The organism is Paraburkholderia bryophila (assembly GCF_013409255.1).
Lineage (GTDB): Bacteria > Pseudomonadota > Gammaproteobacteria > Burkholderiales > Burkholderiaceae > Paraburkholderia.
In genome coordinates this window covers 1,124,805-1,148,817 of record NZ_JACCAS010000002.1, presented here as the reverse complement: position 1 = coordinate 1,148,817, position 24,013 = coordinate 1,124,805, and the positions used below count along the sequence as shown (strand labels likewise).

The 24,013-nt window shown below is 63.3% G+C and carries 19 protein-coding genes; 8 read left to right on the top strand and 11 right to left on the bottom strand.

The window, feature by feature from the left end:
• Nucleotides 1-202 precede the first annotated feature (202 nt).
• From GGD40_RS26300 to GGD40_RS26280, 5 genes are all read left to right on the top strand, one after another.
• On the top strand, nt 203-2,857 hold the full coding sequence (locus GGD40_RS26300) for an FHA domain-containing protein (RefSeq protein WP_179745620.1): 2,655 nt from the start codon (nt 203-205) through the stop codon (nt 2,855-2,857).
• A complete protein-coding gene (locus GGD40_RS26295) occupies nt 2,835-4,208 on the top strand; it encodes an HlyD family efflux transporter periplasmic adaptor subunit (protein ID WP_179711698.1) in 1,374 nt (457 codons plus the stop codon). Before GGD40_RS26300 ends, GGD40_RS26295 begins: the two co-directional genes overlap by 23 nt.
• 37 nt (nt 4,209-4,245) lie before the next feature.
• Nucleotides 4,246-4,998, top strand: coding sequence for a peptidylprolyl isomerase (locus GGD40_RS26290; protein WP_179711700.1), 753 nt, complete (start codon nt 4,246-4,248; stop codon nt 4,996-4,998).
• A gap of 77 nt (nt 4,999-5,075) precedes the next feature.
• On the top strand, nt 5,076-8,132 hold the full coding sequence (locus tag GGD40_RS26285; RefSeq protein ID WP_179745619.1) for a peptidase domain-containing ABC transporter: 3,057 nt from the start codon (nt 5,076-5,078) through the stop codon (nt 8,130-8,132).
• The gene (locus tag GGD40_RS26280) at nt 8,132-9,484 is read left to right on the top strand and encodes a sigma-54 interaction domain-containing protein (RefSeq protein ID WP_179711704.1); all 1,353 of its coding nucleotides are present in this window, start codon (nt 8,132-8,134) and stop codon (nt 9,482-9,484) included. Before GGD40_RS26285 ends, GGD40_RS26280 begins: the two co-directional genes overlap by 1 nt.
• Before the next feature lie 11 nt (nt 9,485-9,495).
• On the opposite strand, the gene GGD40_RS26275 is transcribed toward GGD40_RS26280, so the two are convergent.
• A complete protein-coding gene (locus tag GGD40_RS26275; RefSeq protein WP_179711706.1) occupies nt 9,496-10,266 on the bottom strand; it encodes a PP2C family protein-serine/threonine phosphatase in 771 nt (256 codons plus the stop codon).
• 5 nt (nt 10,267-10,271) lie between these two features.
• Complete coding sequence (locus GGD40_RS26270) at nt 10,272-10,559, bottom strand: hypothetical protein (RefSeq protein WP_035559792.1); 288 nt, start codon at nt 10,557-10,559, stop codon at nt 10,272-10,274.
• A 463-nt stretch (nt 10,560-11,022) separates the two neighbouring features.
• On the opposite strand from GGD40_RS26270, the gene GGD40_RS26265 reads away from it, so the two are divergent.
• Both GGD40_RS26265 and GGD40_RS26260 read left to right on the top strand, forming a co-directional pair.
• The gene (locus GGD40_RS26265) at nt 11,023-11,526 is read left to right on the top strand and encodes a lecithin retinol acyltransferase family protein (protein WP_179745618.1); all 504 of its coding nucleotides are present in this window, start codon (nt 11,023-11,025) and stop codon (nt 11,524-11,526) included.
• A gap of 53 nt (nt 11,527-11,579) precedes the next feature.
• Nucleotides 11,580-11,831 (top strand): hypothetical protein, encoded by a 252-nt coding sequence (locus tag GGD40_RS26260; protein ID WP_179745617.1) that lies wholly within the window; start codon nt 11,580-11,582, stop codon nt 11,829-11,831.
• Here the strand turns inward: GGD40_RS26260 and GGD40_RS26255 are convergent.
• Nucleotides 11,828-12,706: a LysR substrate-binding domain-containing protein gene (locus tag GGD40_RS26255; RefSeq protein WP_179745616.1), complete on the bottom strand. Its 879-nt coding sequence runs from the start codon at nt 12,704-12,706 to the stop codon at nt 11,828-11,830. The genes GGD40_RS26260 and GGD40_RS26255 overlap by 4 nt on opposite strands.
• A 99-nt stretch (nt 12,707-12,805) precedes the next feature.
• Between GGD40_RS26255 and bla the strand changes: the two genes are divergently transcribed.
• Entirely contained in the window at nt 12,806-13,744 is a 939-nt protein-coding gene (gene bla, locus GGD40_RS26250; RefSeq protein WP_179745615.1) for a class A beta-lactamase, read from the top strand.
• A 122-nt stretch (nt 13,745-13,866) separates the two neighbouring features.
• Here bla and tehA read toward each other — a convergent pair whose 3' ends face one another.
• The 8 genes from tehA to GGD40_RS26210 form a co-directional block, all read right to left on the bottom strand.
• Complete coding sequence (gene tehA, locus GGD40_RS26245; RefSeq protein WP_179745614.1) at nt 13,867-14,880, bottom strand: dicarboxylate transporter/tellurite-resistance protein TehA; 1,014 nt, start codon at nt 14,878-14,880, stop codon at nt 13,867-13,869.
• Nucleotides 14,881-15,094: 214 nt separating this feature from the next.
• Complete coding sequence (locus tag GGD40_RS26240) at nt 15,095-15,919, bottom strand: citryl-CoA lyase (protein ID WP_179745613.1); 825 nt, start codon at nt 15,917-15,919, stop codon at nt 15,095-15,097.
• 2 nt (nt 15,920-15,921) lie between these two features.
• Nucleotides 15,922-17,121, bottom strand: a complete 1,200-nt coding sequence (locus GGD40_RS26235) for a CaiB/BaiF CoA transferase family protein (RefSeq protein WP_179745612.1) — start codon at nt 17,119-17,121, stop codon at nt 15,922-15,924.
• Nucleotides 17,122-17,137: 16 nt separating this feature from the next.
• On the bottom strand, nt 17,138-18,571 hold the full coding sequence (locus GGD40_RS26230) for an MFS transporter (RefSeq protein WP_179711715.1): 1,434 nt from the start codon (nt 18,569-18,571) through the stop codon (nt 17,138-17,140).
• Nucleotides 18,572-18,825: 254 nt separating this feature from the next.
• Entirely contained in the window at nt 18,826-19,176 is a 351-nt protein-coding gene (locus GGD40_RS26225; protein ID WP_179711716.1) for a response regulator, read from the bottom strand.
• 6 nt (nt 19,177-19,182) lie between these two features.
• Nucleotides 19,183-20,703, bottom strand: a complete 1,521-nt coding sequence (locus GGD40_RS26220; protein WP_218901307.1) for an ATPase domain-containing protein — start codon at nt 20,701-20,703, stop codon at nt 19,183-19,185.
• A 421-nt stretch (nt 20,704-21,124) separates the two neighbouring features.
• Complete coding sequence (locus GGD40_RS26215; RefSeq protein WP_179745610.1) at nt 21,125-22,852, bottom strand: tannase/feruloyl esterase family alpha/beta hydrolase; 1,728 nt, start codon at nt 22,850-22,852, stop codon at nt 21,125-21,127.
• A gap of 10 nt (nt 22,853-22,862) precedes the next feature.
• Entirely contained in the window at nt 22,863-24,002 is a 1,140-nt protein-coding gene (locus GGD40_RS26210) for a porin (protein WP_179745609.1), read from the bottom strand.
• Between the last annotated feature and the right edge of the window lie 11 nt (nt 24,003-24,013).

The following is a 24,013-nucleotide window of genomic DNA, read 5'->3' as shown; positions in this document are numbered from 1 at the left end:
CGGGTATTTCGGCTGCGGATGACGCGCCGATTGCCTTCATCGCCCACCATCCGGAAATTGACACTTGCCATGCGTGACTTACAATCCTTAAGGAGCCGGCTTTCGCGCGGCTCGCTCGAACAACCTCATTTCGCTGCAGTTCTTCGTGCCGTTTTCGTTGCGTGTTTTTCGCAACGGGTAAACGCTTAGTGATCCAGATAAAATGGCCACCGGCGAAGCTCCGATTGCTGAGATGCGCGTGACAGCGGGTACCGCCTTCGACGTGGTGCTGTCTCCCGTTGCGTCCGCGCAGCGCCCTGCGCTCGACGCGATCCGGATCGTCGACAACCTGTTCGCGATCGGCCGCAGCGAGGTGCCGTTCACCGATTACCCCGCCGAGCGGATCGCGCGGCTGTCGCGTCGGCACGCACGCGTTTTCACGGAGCAGGGCGCGCTCTACGTCGCCGATCTCGATAGCAAGAACGGCACGACCGTGAATGGCGTCGCAGTGCGGCAAACGCCGGCCCGCGTGCGCGCCGGCGACGAGTTGTGCTTCGGCGGCGAGCTCTGTTACCGAGTGAGTATCGAACCGCGCGCGCGGATCGTGGCGGGAGCCGGCTCGTCGCCCGTGTCGGCCTTGCTGCTGGTGCCGCAGCGCGACGATCTCGGCTTGCAGCCCATCGAAGTGCAGGCCTTTCCGTTTCTCATCAGCAAAGCCGACGAGGTTTTCTCGCGCTATAAGGAACGCTACCCGCATCAGGTCAATTACATCTCGCGGCGTCATGCGCACATTTTCCTGAAGGGCGGCGAATTCTATGTCGAAGATCTCGGCAGCACGAACGGCACATTCGTCGGCGGAAAACGCCTGGACGAATCCGCGCTGCCGCTGGTGGATGGCAACCTGGTTGCATTTGGGGGAGATCACTTCGTCTACAGGGTGACGCTGCAGAAGCCCCCTGAAGTCGAGCCCACCGTGACCCAACTCGTATTCCACCCCACCGCCGACGAAGCCGCCGATACCGACAAGACCACCTTTGTCGGCGCGGCGAATTCGTTCCTCGATATCTTTTGTGTCGATCCGGCGCGGCAACGCGAGGACGAAGTCAATCAGGCGGCCCAACCGTGGTCGGGACCGAGCAAGCGCGACGCGACCGGCTCGGCGGCGCGAGCGGGGAACGGACTGAGTGACGCCCGCATCGCGGAGCATGTGAACGGCGCTAGTGCCACCCATGGCGCAAACGGTGCTGCCAATGCCGCCGACGTGCGCGGTTCGAACGGCACCAACAATAAGGGCGCTACGAAGGGCCGCTCGCATCGTTGGCACCTCATGGCCGGCGAACTCAGCAAGGCATTCGCCGGTGGCGATCGCACGAGCGTGCGGCGAATTGCCATGTGGGGCGGTGTCGGCCTCGTCGTGCTGACTGCGCTGGTGTCGACGCTCTACCTGCGCGGCTCGTCCGAGCGCGAATTGAAGGACCTGCTGGCGAGCGGCGATTACAACAGCGCGGTCACGGCGGCGAAAGGCTACCTCGCGGATCATCCCGCCGATACGAAAGTCAGCGCGCTGGCCAGCGAGGCGTTACTGAAGGCGCGCCTTCCCAACTGGCTGAATACGCTGCAAAAAGCGCAGTTCGATCAGGCCGACACGCTGCTCAAAGAGATGCGGTCATTGAGCACGAACAATGCGGACGCGATGTCGCTGATCGGCGAATTGCAATGGGTAGGCGATCTGGAGCGCTTCGTCGCCGTGCGCGGCGGCGTGGAAGCACCGATCCGCCTGTACGCGGACGAGACGACCATCACCAGTTTGCTGCAACGCTGGGACGACGACGCCAAAAGTCATCAGCGCGCGCTCGACCGCATCGCATCCTACGTGCCGGTGTTCGCGGAGCCGTATGCGCAGGCGCTCAGCCATCTGCGCAAACTGGAGAGCGACGATTCGGTGTACGTGGCCGCCATCGACCGTCTGAATGGAACGATCCGCACCGAGCTGGCGCGCGATAAACCCGACGCGTTGCCCGCCGTGCTCGACGATTACGCGCAGCGCTATCCGCGTCTCGCGGGTCTGGATCGGGTGCGCGACGATTTGCGGCAATACACGGCGCTATTGAATGCCGCGCTCAGCCGGCAATTGGCGCCATTGCTCGCCATGCTGAAAACCATGCGTTTCAGCACGCCGCCGTTTCAGGCGCAGTTTCAGCAATTGGCGGCAAGCCGGCTACCTTCGCAAGATGTCATTCAGCAGCACGCAGCGGTGACGGCAGCCTGGCAGCGCGGCGACGCGCAGCAGGCGCTGGCGGGTTTGGCAGCGATGCCGGCGGGACCGTGGTCCGACGTGCTAGCAGCGGAGCAGTCGCATAAGAAGGCCTTGCTCGATCAATTCAGCGATTTGCAGAAAACGCGCGGCAGCAAGGATTACGACGAGCGTTTGCTGTCGTTCTACGCGAGCCTCGATCCGGTAACGGATGTGTGGTTCGTGCAGTCGATTCAGAAAGACGTGGCCGCGCTGCACGATAAGGCGCTGGCGCGTGCGCAAGACCTGCTGCTGCGCGCGCAGAGTCTGTGGAAACAATATCGCGCGAGTGGGCCGATTGGCGGCACGCAACGGCTCGAAGCGGGAATTTCGCCCGGCTTTCGCAGCGAGGCGCGGCTGCTGTCCGACGCGCAGACCGCGGCGCGGCAGGGCATGCGCATCTTTACGCAGTTGAAGGCCGACCATCCCGCCGACTTCGACCGGCTCCTCGCCGACATCGACGCCGAAGCCGATCTGCAGCGCCGCTCACTGACAGAACTGCGCATGGTGCTGGATCCGGGACTGCTGAAGGCCAAGTTGGCGTTGATCGGAGACGAGCAGAGTGAAACGCGACAATCACCCTAGACCGTTGTCCGAGGCGCTGGAGGATCACAGCGTCGAGGGCATCGCGATCCTGACCGCCGAGCCGGTGCGGCTCGCGCGCGCGCTGATCTGGGCGATGGTCGCGCTGGTGGTGGCTGGCCTGCTGTGGTCGTTCGTCGGGCGCGCGGACGTGATTGTCAGTGCGCAAGGGACCTTGTCGCCGGAGTCGGACGTGCGCCGCATTTATGCGCCGATCGACGGCGAACTCGCCGATCTGTATATCGCCGAAGGGCAGCCGGTATCGAAGGGCGATGTATTGGCGCGCTTGAACGCGCGCGGCGCGATCGAAGCGGCCAGCAATGCGCTGCAAGCGCAACTCAAACTCGAAGACGCCGAGCGCGACTGGAAACAGTTTCCCGAGAAGAAAGCGCTGATGGAACGCAAAGCCGCCGCGCTGAAGGCGCAAATGGAAGTGGAAACGCGCCTGCACGAAAACCGTGTCTCCGAAGGCACCACCAAACTCGCCGAAGGGCAGAAAGCCGAACTCGACGAAGCGCGCAGCGTGCTCGATAACGCACGCCGCACGCGAGAAGCGGCGCGCCAGGAACTGGATCGCTATTCACAGTTGTTCGCGCAACCAGGTGGCGGCGGCATTGCCGAATTGCAGGTCGAACAGAAACGCACCGCCGCGCTGGAAGCGGACAACGCCTACCGGGTCGCGCAATCGAAACTCGCCGAACTGGATTTCCGCCTGAGCCACGAATACGCGCAGGCGAATGCGCAACTCGAAACGAGCGGACAGCAAACGACCGATCTGCAACTGCAATACGACTCGGCGGTCCGCGATATCACCGACGCGGAAGACAAGGCGCGCCTGCAATTGCAGAGCGCACGGCTGGTGGCCGAGGCGGCGGCGCGAATCCGCTTCGAGAACATCGACAAAGATAATTTTCTGCTGATCCTCGCGCCGGTTTCGGGCGTCATCACCGACGTCACGTCGACCCAGCGCGGCGACAAGATCCAGGCGAATGCGCCGCTCGGCGGCATCGCGCCGAAAGATGCGCGGCCCGTGCTGAAGATCGAAATCGCCGAACACGACCGTGCTTTTCTGCATGAAGGCCTGCCGGTCAAACTGAAATTCAATGCGTTTCCTTATCAGCGCTATGGACTGATCAGCGGCACGCTTGCCTATATTTCGCCGGCGACCAAACCGTCGCTGCAAGACAAACAACCGGTGTACGAGGGCCGCGTCACGCTCGACCAGAACTACTACCAGATTGCTGACACCCGCTATCCGTTGCGCTACGGCATGACGGCGAGTGCGGAAATCGTGGTGCGCGAGCGGCGCCTGATCGATCTGGGTTTCGATCCGTTCCGCCAGGTGGCGGGTTGAAAACGCGAATCACACGTCAATAAAAGGAGCGGACGAAATGACCGCGATAGTGCGTATCGATGATGAAGTCGTGGATGTGGCCGAGTTCATTCGTCTTCTGAAACTGACCGGCCAGTTCGAGAGCCTGATCGAGCAAATCGTGCGCGACAAGCTCACGGTGCATGCGGCGAGGAAACAGGGCTTGACCGTCAGCGCCGACGAAATCCAGCAGCGCGCCGATCAGTTCCGCCGCGTGCGGGGACTGCATCGCGCGACGGATATGAATCAATACCTCGATGCGCTCCATGTCAGCCTCGACGAATTCGAGGCCTTCATTACCGACGGGCTGTATCAGGAGAAGATGCTCGACGAGGTCGGCAACGACACGGCGATCAAAGATTATTTCGCGCTGAATTCGCCGAAGTTCGACGCGATCGAGGTGAGCCACATCGTGCTGGACAGCGAGGGCAAGGCGAAGGAAATGATCTCGTATCTGCACGACGATCCTGAGAGCTTTGCCGACATGGCGCGCGAGCATTCCATTGCGGATACCCGTGAGGCAGGTGGCGTGATCGGCAAGGTGTTGCGTGGATCGCTGAAGGCGGACATTGAAGCCAAGATCTTCAACGCGGCGGTGGGCGATCTGCTTGGACCGTTTCCGTCGGCGGATCGCTCGTGCTTCGAGATTTTCGCGGTGACGGCCAAATATCCGGCCGCGCTCGATGACGATGTGGCCGCCGAAGTCCGGCGCCTGTTGCGCGAAAGCTGGTTGATCGCGCGCTCCCAGGAGCACGTCATCGAAGCGCGCTAACGCCTCGTCTGGAACACAGACGCTTAACCAACACGCACCACCACGCACCAACACGCCGAACGGAGGTCCGCAAGCCCATGGACGCCCCTCAGACCGCGCCCTCAGCCGCCGAGTTTCTCGCCTCGGTGGAGATTCTGTCGCCGTTTTCGCGCGATGAGATCGAGCGTCTTGCCGATTACGCGCAGGCGCGGTTCTATTCGTTCGGGGAAACCGTCTGCTCCGCGGGTGAAACGGCCGACGGTCTGTACGTGGTGCGCTCCGGCACGGTGCGTCTTTTCACCGAGGAACACGGCAAGGAAACCAGCATCGGCGTGCGCAAATCGGGCGAGATCTTTGCCGACATCGCGATGCTGCGCGCCTATGTCCACGAAGCGTCGGTGCGGGCATCGGCGAAAACCGAGTTGCTGTTCATTCCGCGCGAGGCGATCGAACCGGTTATCACCGGCAACCCAGCCGCGTTGGCCTTCGTGGCCAGTTACGTGGCGATCAGTTCGGCGGGCGGCTTCGTTGCGCAGTTGTTCGATCTGCGCGGCAAACTGAACAAGGCGGAACTTGAGGAATACGTGCGTAGCGTCGGCGTGAAACGCGTGGCGGCAGGCAAGGAAATCTTCAAGCAGGAGGGCCGCGACGACCGGCGGCTCTACGTGGTGCGGCAAGGTGAAGTACGCATAGTCCGCCAGGAAGAGGGACACGACTACACGCTCGCCACGCTCGGCGAAGGGGAGATATTCGGCGAGAAAGCGTGTTTGATGCGCCAGGAACAGATGGCCTCGGCCGTAGCGGTGACCGATACACGCCTGCTGGTGATTCCCGAGCGCACGGTCCATTTCATCCTGGAACGCAACCCCAAGCTCCGCGAAGTGCTCGACGAGCGGATCCGCTACGGCGACCGCGAATTACAGCGGCAAAAGCGCCTCGAACAGCGGCGCAAGTTGCCGCTCATGCTCGATTTGCAGAGCAAGCCGGAATTCGGCGAGAAGGTGATCAAACGCTTCGCGCTGGTCGAGCAGGCCGAAGAGATGGATTGCGGCGCCGCGTGCCTCGCGATGGTGTGCCGCCACTACAGCATTCCGATGACGCTCGGAAAATTGCGCGAGCTGGCCAACGTCACGACCCAAGGCGCGACACTCGACAGTCTGGCGCGCGCCGGTGAATCGCTCGGTTTCACCGCGCGTGGCGTGCAGTGCACGTTCGACTCGCTGCGCGGCTTCGATCTGCCGTTCATCGTGCATTGGGAGGGCTATCACTACGTGGTGGTGTACGGGCTCTCCAAAGACTACGTGTGGGTGGCGGACCCGGCGGTCGGTTTCAGAAAGATGAGCGTCGAAGATTTCGAACGCGGCTGGAGCGGTACGTGTCTGCTATTTACGGGCGGCCCGCATCTATTGCAAATGTCGGCCGCCCGTTCGCCGTGGATACGCTTTGTCGGCTACCTCACGCCGTACAAGAAGATTCTCGGCCACCTGTTTCTCGCTACCTTCGTGATCCAGGTATTGGGCGTGATTCCCCCGCTGATTATCCAGAACATTCTCGACGGCGTGATCGTGCATCAGAACGTCAGCCTGCTGCATCTGCTGATTGGCGGGTTGATTATCGCCAACGTATTTTCGCAATTGATGTCGTCGATTCGCGCCTACCTCGCGAACTTCATGGTCCGCAACATGGACTTCGCGATGATGTCGCAGTTTTTCAAGCACACGCTGTCGCTGCCGTTTTCGTTCTTCGCCAAGCGCAAGACCGGCGATATCTTCGCGCGCTTCCAGGAGAACCAGACGATTCGCGCGTTCCTCACCGAATCCACGGTGACCACCGCGCTGAACCTGCTGATGGTGTTCATCTACTTCACGATCATGTTCGTCTACAACGTGAAGATGACGCTGGTGCTGATCGCGTTCGTGATTCCGATCATGGCGTTGACCGCGATCGCCACCCCAAAAATAAAAAGCTACGCGCGCGAAGTGTTCACCGCGTCGACCGAGTCGAAGTCGTTTCTGATGGAAGCGCTCGCGGGGGTGGAAACCATCAAGGGCATGGGGATCGAGCGGCCGGTGCGATTGCGCTGGGAGAAGAAGTACGCGAAGGCGCTTGAAGTGCAGTATCGCGCGCACGCATTCAACATTCTCGTCGGCCTTGGCAGTCAATTGCTGAATGCGGCGACGACGATCGCGATTCTTTGGGTCGGCGCGAACCTGGTGCTGGCGCGCGAGATGACGATCGGTCAGTTGATCGCCTTCAATGCATTCATGGGCAGCGTACTCGGTCCTTTGATGGGCCTGGTCGGCTTGTGGAGCATGTTGAACGATGCGGGCGTGGCGATGGAGCGTCTCGGCGACGTGCTCGACATCGAGCCCGAGCAGAAGCCGCAGGATTTGCCGTCGCGCGTGATGCTGCCGGAACTGCAGGGCGAAATCAGCCTGAGCGGTGTCTATTTCCGTTACGGCGACAACGATTCATCGTATGTGCTCGAAAACATCAGCTTTGACATCAAGTCCGGTGAGCTGGTGGCGATCGTGGGGCGCAGCGGTTCCGGCAAAACGACCCTGGCCAAATTGCTGGTCGGCTTCTACACGCCGAGCGAAGGCAAGATGACGATTGACGGCTACGATCTTGGCGTGGTCGACAAAGCCTATTACCGCGCGCAGATCGGTTACGTGATGCAGAGCAATCTGCTGTTCTCCGGCACGATTGCGGAGAACATCGCGAGCGGCGACGACGCGCCCGAGCGGCGTCGCATAGAAGAAGTCGCAAAGATGGCCGACGCGCACGCTTTTATCAGCAAGATGCCGCTCGGCTATGAACAGATTGTCGGCGAACGGGGCATTGGACTCTCCGGCGGCCAGATCCAGCGGTTGTGCATTGCGCGGGCGCTGTATCACGATCCGCGTCTGCTGGTTTTCGACGAGGCCACCTCTGCGCTGGACTCGCAGTCGGAAAGCAATATTCTCGGCAATATGCACGACATTCTGAAAGGCCGAACCGCGGTGATCATTGCGCATCGGCTCAGCACGATCATGCGCGCGGACAAGATTATCGTGCTGTATGAAGGGGCGATTGTCGAACAGGGTCGTCACGACGAACTGATCGCACGCGGTGGCATGTATTACCAGCTGGTCCAGAAACAACTGAGCGCGTGATGATGAAAATACTCGACCAGATTGAGGAGGCGAGCCCGGCGATTTCTTATGCCGGGCTGCTGGAACGGATCGAGATCTTGCGTTCCACGCTGCGCTGGTCGTCGCGACTGGAACGCGGCGATATCGACAAGCTCCTGCGGCAAGCCACGTCGTTGCGCGACGAGGTGATGCAACTCTCGCACAAGGAGCGTTTCGTGCAGGCGGCCGTGGCCGCCGAACCGCAGGAGCGTGTCGACCTATCTCGTGGTGCGCGCAGAAAAGCGCTGCTGGAGCGTAGTTTTATTTTCGAAGGTACGTTCGGCGACAATCCGCGCCTGCTCGAATCGCTCGAAATCGCCGAGAAAGCGGCGCCGACCGATCTGCCGGTTCTGATCGATGGCGAAAGCGGCACGGGCAAAGAGCTAATGGCGAAAGTCGTCCACGCGAACGGTTCGCGGTCGGACAAACCGTTTATTTCGGTGAACTGTGGCGCGATTCCGGACAACCTGCTGGAATCGGAATTGTTCGGGCATCGGAAGGGCGCGTTCACCGGGGCCTCGAATGACCGCAAAGGGAAATTCGAAAGCGCGCATACCGGTACGATCTTTCTCGACGAAATCGGCGAGTTGCCGCTGGCGGGTCAGGTGAAGCTGCTGCGTGTGCTCGAAGCGCACGAGATTCAACGGGTGGGCTCCGACGAAACGATCGCGGTGGATACCCGCATTGTCGCGGCGACCAATCGCAATCTGCGGCAACTCAGCGAAGAGGGCCGGTTTCGCGAGGATCTGTTTTATCGGCTGAGTGTGATTCACGTCACGCTGCCGCCGCTACGTGAACGCCGCGACGAAATACCGTTGCTGATCGCATGGTTCGGCGATGAAGCGGCCGGTTCGTTGAAACGCAGACCGATCAGATTGACCCCGCGTTTGAGGGACTTTCTGCTGAATTACGCGTACCCGGGGAATATCCGCGAGTTGCGCAACGTGATGTACCGCTTGTCGTGTCTCGCCGGCGACATGGCGGATATCGATCATCTGCCGGTCGACATGCGGCCGGCCGCGCCGGGGTCGGCAGCGTCGTTAGCGAACGCTGCGAGTGCAAACGGCCAGGAACCGATCAGCGTGGCGAATCTGATGTCATTAAGCGACGCCAAGCGTGCGGCCAGCGACGACGCCGAAAAAGCCTTTCTCGAACGAGGCCTGCGCGAAGTGAGCGGCACGGTCGCCGAACTGGCGCGGCGCATCGATATGAACCGCTCGCATTTGCAGATGCTGCTAAAAAAACACGGGCTGCATTCGAAGGACTTTCGCAATCGGAATACAGCAGCCGCGAATAAACACGACGATCACGATGAGGAAGACAGCGACGCATGAGCGCGTTACCGCTAAGGCGCCGGATTCAGCAGCGTTTTATCCGATGCATAAGGATCTTCCGCGCGCACCACCACAGCGGTGATGTTGTCACGGCCGCCGCGCGCTAGCGCCAGCGCGATCAGTTCCTCCGACGCTGTGTCACCTGAAGCCGTAGTTAGCACAGTGAGTATTTCATCATCGTCGACCTCATTGCTAAGGCCATCGCTGCACAACAGAAAGACGTCGCCGTCTGCCACCTCAATGGCATCGTCGTCGAGTTCGAGCGAGTCCGTTGCGCCGACCGCGCGCGTGATCATATGCTGCGCCGGATGATGGCGCGCCTCTTCTTCGGTAAGCACGCCGAGAGACTTGAGCTGTTCCACCTGACTATGATCGCGCGTGAGTTGCCGAAGACTGCCTTCGCGCGCCAGATATAAACGGCTGTCGCCGGCCCACACGTAAGCGCAGAAGCGGTCGCACGCAATCATCACGACGACCGTGCTGCCGATACGCTGCACCTGGCGGCGCGCAGCCTCGTCCCTGAGTTGACGGTTCGCGGCCTGCAGGCGCGCACACGCATCGGCGACACACGTCTTCATGCTGACGGGCGACGCGAGCCGGCTCAGCGTGTCGATCACCAGGCGGCTCGCCAGATCGCCGACCGCGTGCCCGCCCATGCCGTCGGCGACGGCCCAGCGTCCGAGTTCGGGCTGGTCGAGGCAGGCATCTTCGTTGATCTCGCGGACGCGTCCGGCGTCGGAACGCGCGGACGACGTCCAGCGAAAGGGGCTGGCACAGGTCACAACGGCTACACCGTATCGTTTCTGCTGCGTGCGTCGGGGGAAACGTTGATGTTCGAATTCGCGCCGGTATTGTGGACGTCGACCGACTGGAACTGGTTGATCATCTGGTTAGCATAGAAGTTGTTCGACACCTCGTACAGGTTGACGACCGGACCAATGCTCGGCGTTTCCCGCACATAAGGTTGAATCCAGCCGTACACCCACGGCGCACCGCCGCCGCCGCGGATCGCCGCCATCGCTTTACGGTCGAGCGCGAGGTTGAGCGTGAGGTCGTTCACTGTGATGGAAGCCATGTCGTTCTCCGGTTGGCCGCGTGCGTCATGCGCGTTGTTAACTAGGATTTGAACTTGATGGTGCAAGGGTTGTGCCAATGGACGGCGACGTTCGACGTTGTGTCCGCAACGTGTTGATAGCTGGGCGATTGCGCGCGGATGGCCAGGCTGCAAGGCGGCTTGAGGAGCGTTAGAGGTCGGCTGTCAGCCAACAAGCGCGACGGCTAACCGGTGTGGGACCCAACACATCGAAACGACGGGTCAAGCCTCGTCGGTGCCCGGGCTGTCACCCCGTAACGTGTCCGCAACAGAACGACACGCACCAACATTCCGCATCAAATTCTGTTGGCTCGAAACGCACACATCGCCTCGCCGAATCCCTATGGGTATAGCGTCAGGGCCTTTAAACAAAGGCTTCCCCGCGCATGGCCCGGATCATGCAAAAGCTCTCGCAACAGTGTTGGAAATTGATGCGAGGCCAGCCATGAACACCCACCTTCTCCCGACGAACCGCGCAGCCAGCGACGCAGCGTCCACCATCGACCTGCCGATCGGCGCGCACCTCGTCACGCAACGCCGTGGTTACGAACACCACGGCATCTATGTCGGCAACGGCCGCGTGGTGCACTACGCGGGCTTTGCGGGTTCGACGCATCGCGGCCCGGTGGAAGAAGTGGAACTCGAACGCTTCGCTGCCGGCCAGCCGTTGACGGTTCGCGCTACCCCGTCCGCCCGCTACGCCGGCGACGAAGCCGTGAGCCGCGCACGCTCCCGCCTTGGTGAAAACCGCTACCGCCTGCTGACCAACAATTGCGAACACTTCTGCGCATGGTGCCTGCTCGGCGAAAGCCGCAGCGAACAGGTGCATTGCTGCTTGCGTCATCCGCGTGCCGGCATGCAGACGCTGGTGTGCCTCGTGAAGGCTTTTGTCGAAAGTGGCAGCCGGGGTGTTCAAACCGGTGCTCGACTCGGCGCACAACTGGCGTGAGCGGATCGCACTGAATTCGAGCTTCAGGCGTTGAACGATTCAAGGAGAGCATCATGGTTGCCGCAGAAGAGACCTTGCACTGGGCCGTCGACAAATGGCTCGCCCCGACCCCGTCGATGCCTGCCCGCGTCGTGCAGTTTTGCCACCGCGCTTCGCATCAGCGCTACGTCTGCGTGGAAGCGTTGCGGCCAGGCGGTTTGCTGTCGATCTTCTTCTTTCGTCACGGCGACGGTTCGTGGAACGTGTTCCCGCCGCAAGTCGAGCGGCCTGCCATGAATGGCCATCGCCGTGCGGCGCTTGCCTAGTGGCGTGGTTGGGCCGCGGCTTCCTTGACGATCCACTGGCTGAACAGCAGCATGGCCGACGTCATCGGTTTGCCCTTCAGACAGGTTAGCCAATAGCTGCCCGCATGGACCTCGACATCGAACGGCCGCACCAGCCGTCCCGTGTTGATCTCATGACCGAACATCAGCGCGGGCGCGAGCGCGATGCCTGCGCCCTGCATGGCCGCTTCCACCATCAATCGCGATGAATCGAACACCGGCCCGCGCACCGGCCGCGGCGGAATGCCGGCCGCGTTGAACCAGTTCATCCAGTCGTCGGTGCGATAGGAGCGCAGCAAGGTTTCATCGACGAGATCGGCCGGCTTCGACAGACGCCCGGCGATCTCGGGCGCGCATAGCAGCGACAGCGGCGCATCGAGCAGGCGCGTGGCGAGCGAGCCGGGCCACGTGCCGTCGCCGAAGCGGATCGCGAAGTCGAGACCTTCGGTGGCGAGATCGACCAGGTTGTTGTTCGTCTGCAGCCGCAGTTCGACAAACGGATGCGCGTCGCGGAACGATTTGAGGCGCGGCATCAGCCAGCCGACCGCGAACGTGCCCACTACGCCGATCGTCAACACTTCGTGGAAGTGGCCGCCTTCGAACTGCTTGAGCACCGCTTCGATGCGATCGAACGCGTCGGTCAGGACCGGGCGCAGCGCGAGGCCTTCGTCGGTCATGGCGAGGCCGCGCGGCAGGCGCTTGAACAGGGCGGTGCCCAGACGCTCTTCCAGCGTTCTGACCTGCTGGCTGACGGCCGCCTGGGTCACGTTTAATTCCAGTGCCGCGCGCGTGAAACTCAAATGCCGGGCCGACGATTCGAAGGCCCGCAGCGCGTTCAGTGGCAGATAAGGTCGCATGACGAAGGCATAAGATTTTCTAGGGGATCGTCTAACTTATCATCGTTTGTCAGCGCGCGGCGGAAAACCGATAGTTGCGGCTTCACATAAGGAGCAGCAATGATCACGAGACGGAAATTCGCGGGCGCGATGCTGAGTGTGTCGATAGCTGGGGTTGCGGTTGGCAGCGTGGGCGCATTCGGCAAGGTGGCGCCGAAAACGGGCAAGGCTGCGCCCGGACTGGAACTGGCCAAGGCGGAAACGATCCGTCGGCGGCTCGCGCAGATCGAGGCGGAAAGCGGCGGGCGGCTTGGTGTATCGATCGTCGATACGACCTCGGGTTTGCACGCCGGCCTGCGTACCGACGAGCGTTTTCCGATGTGCAGCACGTTCAAGGTGCTGGCGGCGGGCGCCGTGTTGACGCGCGTGGATCGCGGTCAGGAGGATCTGGCGCGCCGCGTCGTTTTCTCGCAGCGCGATCTGGTGCCGAACTCGCCGGCCACGAGCCGGCATACGAGAGAGATAACCGGCGACGCGGGGATGAGCATCGCCGAATTGTGCAAGGCGGCCATCACGCTGAGCGACAACACGGCGGCCAATCTGTTGCTGGCCACCTTCGGCGGGCCGGCCGGATTGACCGCTTTTGCGCGCGATCTCGGCGATGGCATTACGCGTCTGGACCGGATCGAGCCGACGCTGAACGAAGCGATTCCCGGCGATCCGCGCGACACCACGACGCCGAATGCGATGCTCGGCAATTTGCGCGAGCTGGTGCTCGGCGAGCATTTGTCGTCGTCCTCCCGGGCGCAACTACTTGCATGGCTGGTGGCGAATGAAACCGGCGGCGCGCGGATTCGCGCGAAGCTGCCGCAGGATTGGGGCGTCGGCGATAAGACCGGCACCGGCGATCACGGCACGGCCAACGACATCGCGATTCTGTGGCCGCCAGGACGCGGGCCGGTGCTGTTGGCGGTTTATCTGACCGGAACGAATGGTGACGCGGCGCGCTGCAATGCGGCCATTGCGGAGGTTGGGGCGTTGGTGGTGCAGTCCATTTGAACGGACAGACAGACGGAAAGCGTGGGGGATTGAAGCGAGGGGCGCTGCGTGCGTTGCGTTGATGCGTTGATGGGTTGATGCGTTCGAGCGAAGCGCGTTACACGCCTCGCTCGAACCGCTACCTAGTGGGTCCGTGCGATACCCGAACCGACCGGCATTTGCGTCGTCGACGGAGCCGGTGTCGCAGCCGGCGGAAGCAGCTTGCCTTGCACCAGCAAGCCCACCGTCTTCACCGCCAGAATGCCGATGATCACGTTCGCGGCGATAAACAGAATCGGTGCAGCCCATTCGATCGGACCCGTTGCTCCGCGTTCGACCATCCGGACAGCCATCGTCGGCAGTGCGGCCACGCCGAAGCTGAAGGCCCAATAACCGGGGACGAAGGCTTGCTGGCGAATCCACGGCAACAGGCGCAACAACATCACGGCCTGGTACAGGCCATAACCGAGCAACATCATCGCGAACAGATCAGGCGTGCCGCTGGTCAGGCTCAGGTAGGTCACGCCACCGACAACCGGCGGTGCGAGTTGAATGCCGAGCACGGGGCGCAAAGCTGCCGGCAGCGGTTCGAGTACGGAGGCGCGGTGCAGCAGCATCGATTCAATGGCGAGCCACGAAAACAGGCCTGCACCGAAAAACAGCACGCCGAGCTGATGGAAACCGAACGACGCAGCCGCTGTACCCGCAACGAAGCTAGATGCGACGCTCGGCAGGTACATGGCCGGCGTCGTCAGTTCAGGCTTACGGCCACCTTGCCAGAGCCGTCCGTGCAGATACACACCGAGAACCAGTTGCACCACCATCGCCACGCCGAATACGCCGAGCGCCAGCGTGTGCGCATAAGGCTGCAACAGTTGCGCGGCCAGCAGGCTCGATACCGGCACCAGCGCCGCGAACGACGACTGCACCGGGTGTTGCATTTCGGCGCGCGCCTCTTCGGCATTCGTCAGCCACTTATGTCCGTACGCCGCCAGCACGACCACCCAGACGGCCAGCGCCACGACCGTCATCAACGGTCCGATTTCGGCGGGCAGGTGCCACACCTTGATCGCCACACGCCACAAATTGGCTAGCGCCAGCGCGCCCACCGCGATGCCGAAGAAACCCACTGGAATCGTCCCACGATTGCCGTTCATCACCGCACCTCCAACTGTCGTTGCGACGCGCTCCGATGTTCTGGCCTTGCGCGTTCGATGACGTACTGTAAAAGGAGGCGGCATTACGGTGAACGCGGGGAAAGCTCAACAAATCGCGCGATCGTCTCAACGTGAGTCGGTGGGTGTTGGGGCGCGCTGGCGGGCGTCCCGGGAGGCGGGGCAGCCCGGAAGCCTGGGCCGCCGCACCGCCCGTTCAGGGCAGATGACGCTCGGGCTCGCCCGTGTACGTGTAGCTCATCTGGCGCGGCATGGGGCCTTTGTTGCGCTCATGGCGTCCGCGCTGCTCCCACGCGTGCGACAGAATCCCAACCGCGCGCGACAGGCAGAAAACGCCACGCGCCAGTTCCGGCGCAAAACCGAGTTCGGCGTAGATCACCGCGGTAGCGCCGTCGATATTCATCGGCACGGGTTTGCTTTTACGGCGCTGGAGCAGTGCCTCGATGCCGCGCGCGATCGCCGCATAACGTCCGCCGATGTGCTCCTCGGCGACGCTGGCGTCGACCAGCGCGAGCAGTCGCACTGCGCGCGGATCGACCGGATGGAAACGGTGGCCGAAGCCGGGCAGATATTTGCCGTGTGCTGTCGTGAAAGCATCCACGCCTTGTTCAACCGCGTCTTCCAGCGTCGCGCCCGCCTCCATCAGCGCGCCGATCGAGTCGTACAGTTCGACCGCCTGCTGTCCGGCGCCGCCGTGCACGTCGTCCAGCGCATTGATCGCCGAGGCCATCGCGCCGTTCAAAGGCAGGCCGCAACTGGTCGCCATCCGCGAAATCGCGATTGATGGCGCATGCGGGCCATGATCGACGGACGCCACCAGCGCGGCCTCGAACAAACGCGCCTGCGCCGCGTCGGGCAATTCGCCACGCAGCATCAGCCAGATCATCTGCGGAAAGCTGACGTTGCCGATCAGCTCCTGAATTGGAAAGCCGCGCACCTTGATCGACCCCGGATGGATGTCGATGATCGAGGTGCTCCAATAGTCGGCGGCGAGCCTGGCCGCGTCGAATGTTTGCGTCATGGTCAGATCACTCCTTCGGCGCGCAGTTCGTCGATGTGCGCGTCGTCGTAGCCAAGCGCGCCGAGTTGTTCACGGGTGTGCGCCGAGAGAACCGGCGCGGGGGTGGCGGGCGCGGTATCCGCGTCATGCAGACGGAAACCCGCGCGCGTCACGCGTTGCCGGTCGGTGTCGGGCGTGCCGGCAAATTCGCGGATAAACGCGCGCGACTCCAGATGCGGATGCGCGAGGATTTCCGGCACCGACATCACGCGGCCAGCCGGCACGCCCGCTTCGAAGCACTTCGTTTCCCAGTTCGCGGCGCTATCGCTCGCGAGCGCCGCTTCGATCTCCGCTTTCAACGCCGCGCGATTCAGCTTGCGCGCGTTGCGTTCGGCAAAGCGCGGATCGTCGAGCAGATCGGCGCGGCCGATCAGTTCGCACAGGCTCGCGAACTGTTTGTTTTCGTTGGCCGCGATATTGAGCGGGCCGTCGCCGGTCTTGAAGGTACCCGACGGCGCGGCGGTGAAATTCTCGTTGCCCATCGGCGTCGGCGTGACACCGGCGTTCAGGTAGTTCGACACGACCCAGCCCATGGTGGCGAGCGTGGCTTCGAGCATCGACACGTCGAGCATGCGGCCGTGTCCGGTCGCCCGCGCGTCGAGCAGCGCCGCGCAGATACCGAACGCGGCGGTGAGGCCGCCCACCGTGTCCGACACCGGATAGCCGACGCGCAACGGCGCGCTGTCGGCGTCGCCGGTCACGCTCATCACACCGGAAATGCCTTGAATGATCTGATCGTAGGCCGGGCGCTTCGCGAACTCGCCGTCCATGCCGAAGCCGGAGATCGCGCAATACACGAGCTTCGGATTGACCTCGCGCAACGCGTCGAAATCGAGCCCGAGGCGCGTCATCACGCCGGGCCGGAAATTTTCGACGAGCACGTCGGCGGTCTTGACGAGCTCGCGCAGAATTTCCTTGCCGCGCGGGTCTTTCAGATTGAGCGTGATGGACTGCTTGCCCGCGTTCACCGCGACGAACGAGGCGCCCATGTTGCGCGCCGACGCTTCCTTATCGGCGCCCAGCCGCCGCGCGAGATCGCCACCTTCGGGATGCTCGACCTTGATCACCTCGGCGCCGAGCAGCGCGAGTTGATACGCGCAAAACGGCCCCGCCAATACATTCGATAAGTCCAGTACGCGGACTCCAGCCAGTGGCAGCGTCATGTCAAAAGCCTCTGTTTCAATGCGAGATTTCGTCGAGATTGAGGTTGTTGGTGCGTGGTCCGAAAATGCCGATCGCACCCATCACCATCACCATCGACACGCTGATCAGCGCGAACACACCGGTCACGTCGAAGTGACGCAACGCGAACGCGATCATGAAGCCCGAGAACATCGCGGACAGACGCGACATCGAGTAAACAAAGCCGACGGCGCGCGCTCGCAAACGCGTGGGGAAGAGCTCGGTTTGATACGCGTGATACCCGACCGACAGCAGCGTGCCGCACAACGTGATCATCACGCCGAGCGTCATCAGCATGGCGGGCGAGGTTTGCGTGGCGAACAGACTGCCGAAAATAACGATGCCGAGCGCCGACAGCACGATCAGCGTTTTACGTTCGATCCGGTCGGCGATCGCCATGCCGATCAACGGCCCGAACGGATTCGAAATCGCGATGACGAACGAGTACAGCAGGCTGTGCGTGATCGTCACGCCTTTGGACACCAGCAGCGTTGGCACCCACGAGGCGAAGCCGTAAAAACCGATTGCCTGGAACAGGTTGAACACGAGCATGGTGATCGCGCGGCGGCGATACGGCGGCTGCCAGATTTCGCGGAAGGCGGCTTTGGTGGTGGCCGGTTCGACGGTCGGCACCGGCGCCGGCAACGGCTTGCCGTATTGCGCGGCGACCTTGGCTTCCAGGGTCTGCAGCACCTGTTCGGCTTCGGCGGTGCGGCCCTGTTGCGCGAGCCAGCGCGGGCTTTCCGGCACGCGCCGGCGAATCGCCCACACCACCACCGCGCCCAACGCGCCGATGATCACCACCCAGCGCCAGCCGTCGAGTCCGAACGGCGTGCGCGGCACCAGCCACCACGCGAGGAACGCGACCGAGGGCACGGCGGTGTACTGCACGAGGTGGACGAACGCGAATGCACGGCCGCGCAGATGCTTCGGCACGAGTTCGCTGACGTAGGTATCGATAGTGACCAGTTCGACGCCCACGCCGATCCCGGCGATCAGCCGCCACAGATTGATGGCGGGCGCGGAGCTCTGGAACGCCATGATCAGCGTGGCCACGGAGTACCACAGCAGCGACACGGTGAAGACGGTCTTGCGGCCATAACGGTCGGCCATGCCCGCCAGAAAGAACGTGCCGATGAACAGCCCGGCGAACGACGCCGCCACGAACGCGCCGAGACCCGACACGCCGAAGAACGACGCGGTGGTCGTCGCGTACATACCGGTCTTGACGAGACCAGGGCCCACATACGCGGTGAAAAACAGATCGTAGAACTCGAACCAGCCGCCGATCGACAGCAGGAATACCAGCATCCACACCGCGCGCGTGGCGGGCAGACGGTCGATGCGCGCGTTGATGCCGGGCGTGAGCCCCGGCGTCCCGGCGGTTGAATCGGACGACGCGCGTCGCGCATCGATCGGCAGGCTTGCCATGGAATCCTCCTTCGGCTGTCTCTTGTCCAAATCGTTCTATTAGACAGAACGATGTTCTATAGAATAGATTGGCGGAGAGTAGTCCGACTCGAGGGCGCGAGGAATCGGGGGTTTTACCTAGAGAGCTAACGGGAAGGGAAGGCGAGCAGGCCGCCGGACTTCTGGACCTGGCTGGACGAGGCCGGACGGAGCTAGGCGGAGCCCGCCACAAAGCTGGCCGGAGCCGGAACGGCCGCTGGCCGTCCGGCGTCTGATTACGGAGCGAGGCGCTGCAGAGTCTTCAGCAGGGTGTCGAATGAAAGCGGCTTGCGCGCGTATTCGATATGAGGATTCGGCTGAACGGCGATGTCCGCCGCCGCGCTGCACAGCAGAATCGGAATGTTGCGCAGATTGGCGTCGGCGTTCAGCACCGCGCACAGTTGCTGCCCGGACATGATCGGCATCATGCAGTCCGACACGATGATGTCGGGCCGGGTCTTGCGTATCTGTTCGAGCGCGGCGGCTCCGTTCGACGCTGTCAGTACCGTATAGCCGTGCCGCTCCAGCAGCAGTCGCCAGACCGTGAGAATGTCGAACTCGTCGTCCACGACCAGAATGGTTTTCATGGGCGGCTAGGGATTTCGTCGCGCTTGCAGCGTGGCCGACAAGCCGGGCGCCGAGACTACGCTGGCGGGACTGACCGCGCTTTCCATCACGTCGAGACCGTCGGACGAAATCACGAGCTCGCGCAACGAGGTGTCGTGCGCGCTTTCGCGTTGCTTGACCACCGAAATCATCCGGCGCAAACCGGCGTCGGTTTCAGCGTAGCGCAACAGCACGAGGTTTTCGGTCAAGGCCGACACGCGCACGCTCTTCGCGTGGCCGGGGTCGGCGTAGAGCGGCAGTTCTTCCGTGAGCAGCGTGGTGACGCAGGCTTCGCGAAGCTGGTGCAGAAAGGCGTTGAGGAACAGGCCGAAGCGCTCGGTGCGCAACGCCGAGTCGCGGAAACCCTCCACGCCGTCGATCACGATGCGCGTGGCGCCGATCCGTTTGACCGTGGCGAGCGCGTTGGCCGCGAGTTCGTCGACGGCGAGTTCGATGGCCGGCTGCCATTGAATCATCAGGTGGCCGTCCGCGTGCGCGTCGGTCAGTGCGATCGACACGGCCTCGGCTTTGCCGATCAGCCGCTGCGGTCCTTCATAGAAGCCCAGGTACACGCAGCGTTCGCCGCGCGCCACGCCGGCCGCGAGGAATTGCAGACAGAGGAGCGTCTTGCCGACCCCGGACGGCCCGATCAGCGTGGTCGTGGAGCCTTGCGCGAAGCCGCCGCCGAGCAGGCCGTCGAGATGCGGCAAGCCGAAGCCGAGGCGCGTTTTCAGATCCACCGGACCGGGCGCCGCGGCGCATTGCGCTTCCATGCGCGGGAACATCAGCAAGCCGCTTTCGGCGATGCGGAAGAAGTGCTTGCCCATCAAATGGTTGCGCGCGCGCATCTTGTGCACTTCGATTTCGCGGGCGCGGCGCATGCCGTCGTTATAGCGGTTCAGCTCGATCAGGCCGTCGACCAGCGTGTGTTCCGGATGCGGCTCGTTGCCGGACAGCGGCGCGAGCAGCAAGGTGGTGCAGTCCATTGCCGCGACCAGCGCGTTCAGTTCGTGGATGAACTTCGACAGCGACAGCTCGGTTTCGCTGAATTCGCGCGCGCTGCGAAAACCGTCGATGATCATCAGGCTCGGCCGGTAGTCGTAGATGCTCGACGCGATCAGTTTCAGGAAGCCGTCGAGGCCGTCCTGCATCAGTTCGTGATAGCCGGACACGAACAGCATTTGCTGCGCGACGGCGTTCTCGTCGAAGAAACTCAGGCCTTTGAGGTGGCTCAGCAACTTGTCGTGCGATTCGGCGATCAAGGTCATGTACAGCACCTTCTCGCCCCGGCTTACACGATGAAAGCCAATCTGGCTCGACAGAATCGTCTTGCCTGCGCCGGCCATGCCTTCCAGCAGATAGACGCCGCCGCGGACAAGACCGCCGCCCAGGATCTCGTCAAGACCCGGCACGCCTGTTTCCACATTGGCGCGGGCCGCGTCAGACCGGGCCGCGCTCGATCGGCTGGGCTCCGGCGAGGAAGACGTCTGGGATTCGTGGATAGTCATTGTCGATGTGTCATTCAGAGTGCAGAGAAGCGACGGCTCGTGCGTGACGCGGCGATCGCTCAAACTCATGTAAATAGCAATCCGCGTTCCTGCTCTTGAGTGCAGGTGAAGCGTGTCGGTGTTGGACGGGGGGATTCTATCCGGCCCCGACGCGGTTGGCGAACTGCAAGCTGGCGGGGCGGGGCGTCGTGCGGGCGGGGGGCGCGGACGGGTTGTCGGCCGAGGTCGTCGGCCGGGCTTGTCAGCCGGTCGTTATCCGCGGGCTATCCGAGGATAGTCGGCGGATAACCCGCGCAACGGCGGGCGTTTTTTTCAAACCAGTGCAAGGAAGTATCGCGCACGAAGCGCAAGCGTACGCGGAAGCCCGGCCGCCATCCCGCGGCGCGGACTCCCGTGCGGGCTACCGATGTCGGCCGCCGTCTCAGCTACAGACGAAACTGCTCGCGGCGTTGACATCGCCGCCCTGGTAGCGGGCCACCTTCGGATACGCGCAGAGCGGCCGCGCGCGTCCCGCACCCCACGCGGCGGGCACGTCGGCGTTCGGCACGACGTTGCTCGCGTCGCGCGCGGTGGCGATCACGCTGTCCGGCGCCTTGCCCTGTTCGACCCACGCGATCAGCGGCGTGAGCATGTCGAACTGGTCAGTGCTCGGGCCGCCGCTGCAGTGGTTCATCCCGGCGATCGTGTAAAGACGCGCGAAGTTGGATGCGTCGCCACCGTTGGCCGTGGCGAGCCGTTGATACCAGTCGGTCGTGTCGTTCGACGAAAACACCGGATCGCTCGTGCCGTGATAGACCATCAGTTTCGCGCCGCGCAGCTTCAGCGCGCTGAGGTTGGTTTCGTCCGGCGGCGTCATGAACGACCAGGCCGACTCGCTATACACGCCGCTGGTGGCGAAGATCTTCGGCGCGTCGGTGTCCATGCTGAAGTTCAGCGCATACGCCGACAACTGGCTCAACACCGAGGCGCTTTGCGGCGGCGTGGTGAACGTGAACGCCGCCGCGGCCGGGTCGAGCGTGATCGAATTCGCCTGCTTCCATGCCGACCAGCCAGGGCCCAGGCCCGCATCGTAGGGAAAGCTTGCATATAGGGCCGTGCCGGCGCTGTTGCGCGCGCCGGAAAACACGTTGCCGATCGCGGTCTTTTGCGCGCCGGTCAGACAGGTGCCGTCGCGGACGTTGTTGCTGCAGGTGGGGACGTCGCTGGCGAGGCTGAAGTTCGCCTGGCATGCCTTGATATCCTGGATGAGGCCGTCGCTGACGCCGTCGAGCGCATCGCATTTGGCGAGTATCTTCGATGCGACCATCTGCCGTTCCGTGGCCGTGAAACCCGTCGTGATGTCGGGCAGGCCGCTCGCCGTCGTCGAGGTCGCTACGCTGGCCAATTGTTGCGCGCTCCACATTTCGCCGATCGCCGCTTTCGGCAGATGGACGCCCGGATCGCCGGCAATGATGCCGTCGTAATCGCCCGACGAACGCGCCGCCGCAACGAGTGCATGGCGGCCGCCGTTGGAGCAGCCGTCGAAGTAGCTGCGATCGGGCGCTTTGCCGTACGCGAGCTTGATCACCTGCTTGGCCATCGGCGTGAGCACGGCGACGGCGTTGTAGCCGTAGTCGATGCGCGCCTGCGGGTCGAGGCCGAACAGCGGGTTCTGCGCCGCGCTGTGCCCCGAATCCGAGCTGATCACCGCGAAGCCCATGTTGAGCGCGTCGGTGCTCGGCCCGCCGCCGCCGATCTCGCCGGTGGCCGTGACCACGTTGCCGTCCAGGCCGCCATTGGCCTGGTAGAAAAAGCGCCCGTTCCATGCGAGCGGCAAACGCATCTCGAAGCCGATCGCATACGTGTTGCCGTCCACGCTGCTCACGCGCTGATTCATGTAGCCCTGGATCAGACAGTGTTCGGCGATCGGTTTGCCGGCCACCGCGAGGGTGCCGGCCGCGACGTCGGTGACGGAGGTGAAGACGGTGTTCGCGAAGCTGAGCTTCGCGGCGAGCGCCGCGCAATTGCCCGCTAGCGTCGCCGACGTGGCGGCGCTGAGTTGCGGCAACGAACTGGCGCTGGTCGTGGCGGCGCTGCCGACGTCGTTGGCGCCGCACGCGGCGAGGCTCAGCGCCGCGGCAGCGGCGAGCGCGATAGAGGTGTATTTCATGCGAGCGCTCCTAGAACGAGTGACGAAGGCCGACCATCACGCCGGTCTGGCCGGTGCCCGGCGCGGGTGTCGTGCCGCCGCCACCGCCGCTGACCGAGTAGGCCGCTTTCGCGCTGTTGGCCAGATACGAGCCCTGCGCGTAGACAGCGGTGCGCTTCGACAGCAGATAGGTGGTGCGCAGCGTGCCCATCGTGGCGCGCGTGTCGTGATCGCGATTGGTGATGTGATAGACCTCGCCGTCGACGATGAAAGCGGGGGTGACGGTGTACGCCGCGCCGACGAAGAACAGATTCGAGCGCACGTCGGCGATCGTCACCGCCGAGGGTTCGACGCGCCGGTTGAGCCAGCCCGCCCCGAGCTTGAACTTGCCGAGGTTCGCGTAGGCGCTCACATGAGTGCGAACGTCCTTGTCGGCGGCGCTGGTGAGCGGAGTCGGCGCCAGGCCGTCGAAGAAGTTCGCCGCCGCGGTGCTGCCGCCGCGCTGTTCTTCATAGGACGCCGCGACGCCGAACAGCGGCGTGTCGTACTTCAGCATGACGGACCACTCGCGGCATTGCGTGGCGTTCCCGGCCACCGACCCCGTGCAGGTGCCCTGGCCCGGCGAATTGCCGGTGCCCGCGGAGTCGCGCCCGAACGAGTAGTTGGCGCCGAGCGTCACGCCCGCATAGCTGCCGAGATAGGTCACTGAGTTGTCGGCGCGGGCGTTCGGCACGTAGGCGTCGAGTGAACCGAGTCCGTAGATGTCCGGGCCGATCAGGTCCGCGCCCATCAGCGCGAGGTAGGTCATCGTGTACTGGCGGCCGAACGAGACCGTGCCATACGGGCTCTTGATGCCCACGAACGCCTGGCGCCCGAACAGTCGTCCCCCTTGACCCTGCTCGCCGTTGCGCACGTTGAAACCGCTCTCGAGCGTGAAGATCGCGCTGTAGCCGCCGCCGAGATCTTCGTTGCCGCGCAGTCCCCAGCGCGAAGGCAGCTCGCCGGTCACGGACGGCATGCGGAATAGGCCCTTGCCCGCGGCATTGGCGTGCGAGACGTACTCGAGACCGGTGTCGATGATGCCGTAGAGCGTCACGCTCGATTGGGCCGCTGCTGCGCCGCTGCCGACGCACAGGGCGCCGCAAAGTAGAAGGCGTGCGGATGCTTGCATGAAGGGTGTCT

Excerpts from the sequence above, each read along its gene's own strand:
- GGD40_RS26300 (WP_179745620.1), top strand. The coding sequence starts at position 203 with ATGGCCACCGGCGAAGCTCCGATTGCTGAGATGCGCGTGACAGCGGGT.
- GGD40_RS26290 (WP_179711700.1), top strand. The coding sequence starts at position 4,246 with ATGACCGCGATAGTGCGTATCGATGATGAAGTCGTGGATGTGGCCGAG.
- GGD40_RS26285 (WP_179745619.1), top strand. The coding sequence starts at position 5,076 with ATGGACGCCCCTCAGACCGCGCCCTCAGCCGCCGAGTTTCTCGCCTCG.
- GGD40_RS26280 (WP_179711704.1), top strand. The coding sequence starts at position 8,132 with ATGATGAAAATACTCGACCAGATTGAGGAGGCGAGCCCGGCGATTTCT.
- GGD40_RS26270 (WP_035559792.1), bottom strand. The coding sequence starts at position 10,559 with ATGGCTTCCATCACAGTGAACGACCTCACGCTCAACCTCGCGCTCGAC.
- GGD40_RS26265 (WP_179745618.1), top strand. The coding sequence starts at position 11,023 with ATGAACACCCACCTTCTCCCGACGAACCGCGCAGCCAGCGACGCAGCG.
- GGD40_RS26260 (WP_179745617.1), top strand. The coding sequence starts at position 11,580 with ATGGTTGCCGCAGAAGAGACCTTGCACTGGGCCGTCGACAAATGGCTC.
- GGD40_RS26255 (WP_179745616.1), bottom strand. The coding sequence starts at position 12,706 with ATGCGACCTTATCTGCCACTGAACGCGCTGCGGGCCTTCGAATCGTCG.
- bla (WP_179745615.1), top strand. The coding sequence starts at position 12,806 with ATGATCACGAGACGGAAATTCGCGGGCGCGATGCTGAGTGTGTCGATA.
- tehA (WP_179745614.1), bottom strand. The coding sequence starts at position 14,880 with ATGAACGGCAATCGTGGGACGATTCCAGTGGGTTTCTTCGGCATCGCG.
- GGD40_RS26240 (WP_179745613.1), bottom strand. The coding sequence starts at position 15,919 with ATGACGCAAACATTCGACGCGGCCAGGCTCGCCGCCGACTATTGGAGC.
- GGD40_RS26235 (WP_179745612.1), bottom strand. The coding sequence starts at position 17,121 with ATGACGCTGCCACTGGCTGGAGTCCGCGTACTGGACTTATCGAATGTA.
- GGD40_RS26230 (WP_179711715.1), bottom strand. The coding sequence starts at position 18,571 with ATGGCAAGCCTGCCGATCGATGCGCGACGCGCGTCGTCCGATTCAACC.
- GGD40_RS26225 (WP_179711716.1), bottom strand. The coding sequence starts at position 19,176 with ATGAAAACCATTCTGGTCGTGGACGACGAGTTCGACATTCTCACGGTC.
- GGD40_RS26220 (WP_218901307.1), bottom strand. The coding sequence starts at position 20,703 with ATGACTATCCACGAATCCCAGACGTCTTCCTCGCCGGAGCCCAGCCGA.
- GGD40_RS26215 (WP_179745610.1), bottom strand. The coding sequence starts at position 22,852 with ATGAAATACACCTCTATCGCGCTCGCCGCTGCCGCGGCGCTGAGCCTC.
- GGD40_RS26210 (WP_179745609.1), bottom strand. The coding sequence starts at position 24,002 with ATGCAAGCATCCGCACGCCTTCTACTTTGCGGCGCCCTGTGCGTCGGC.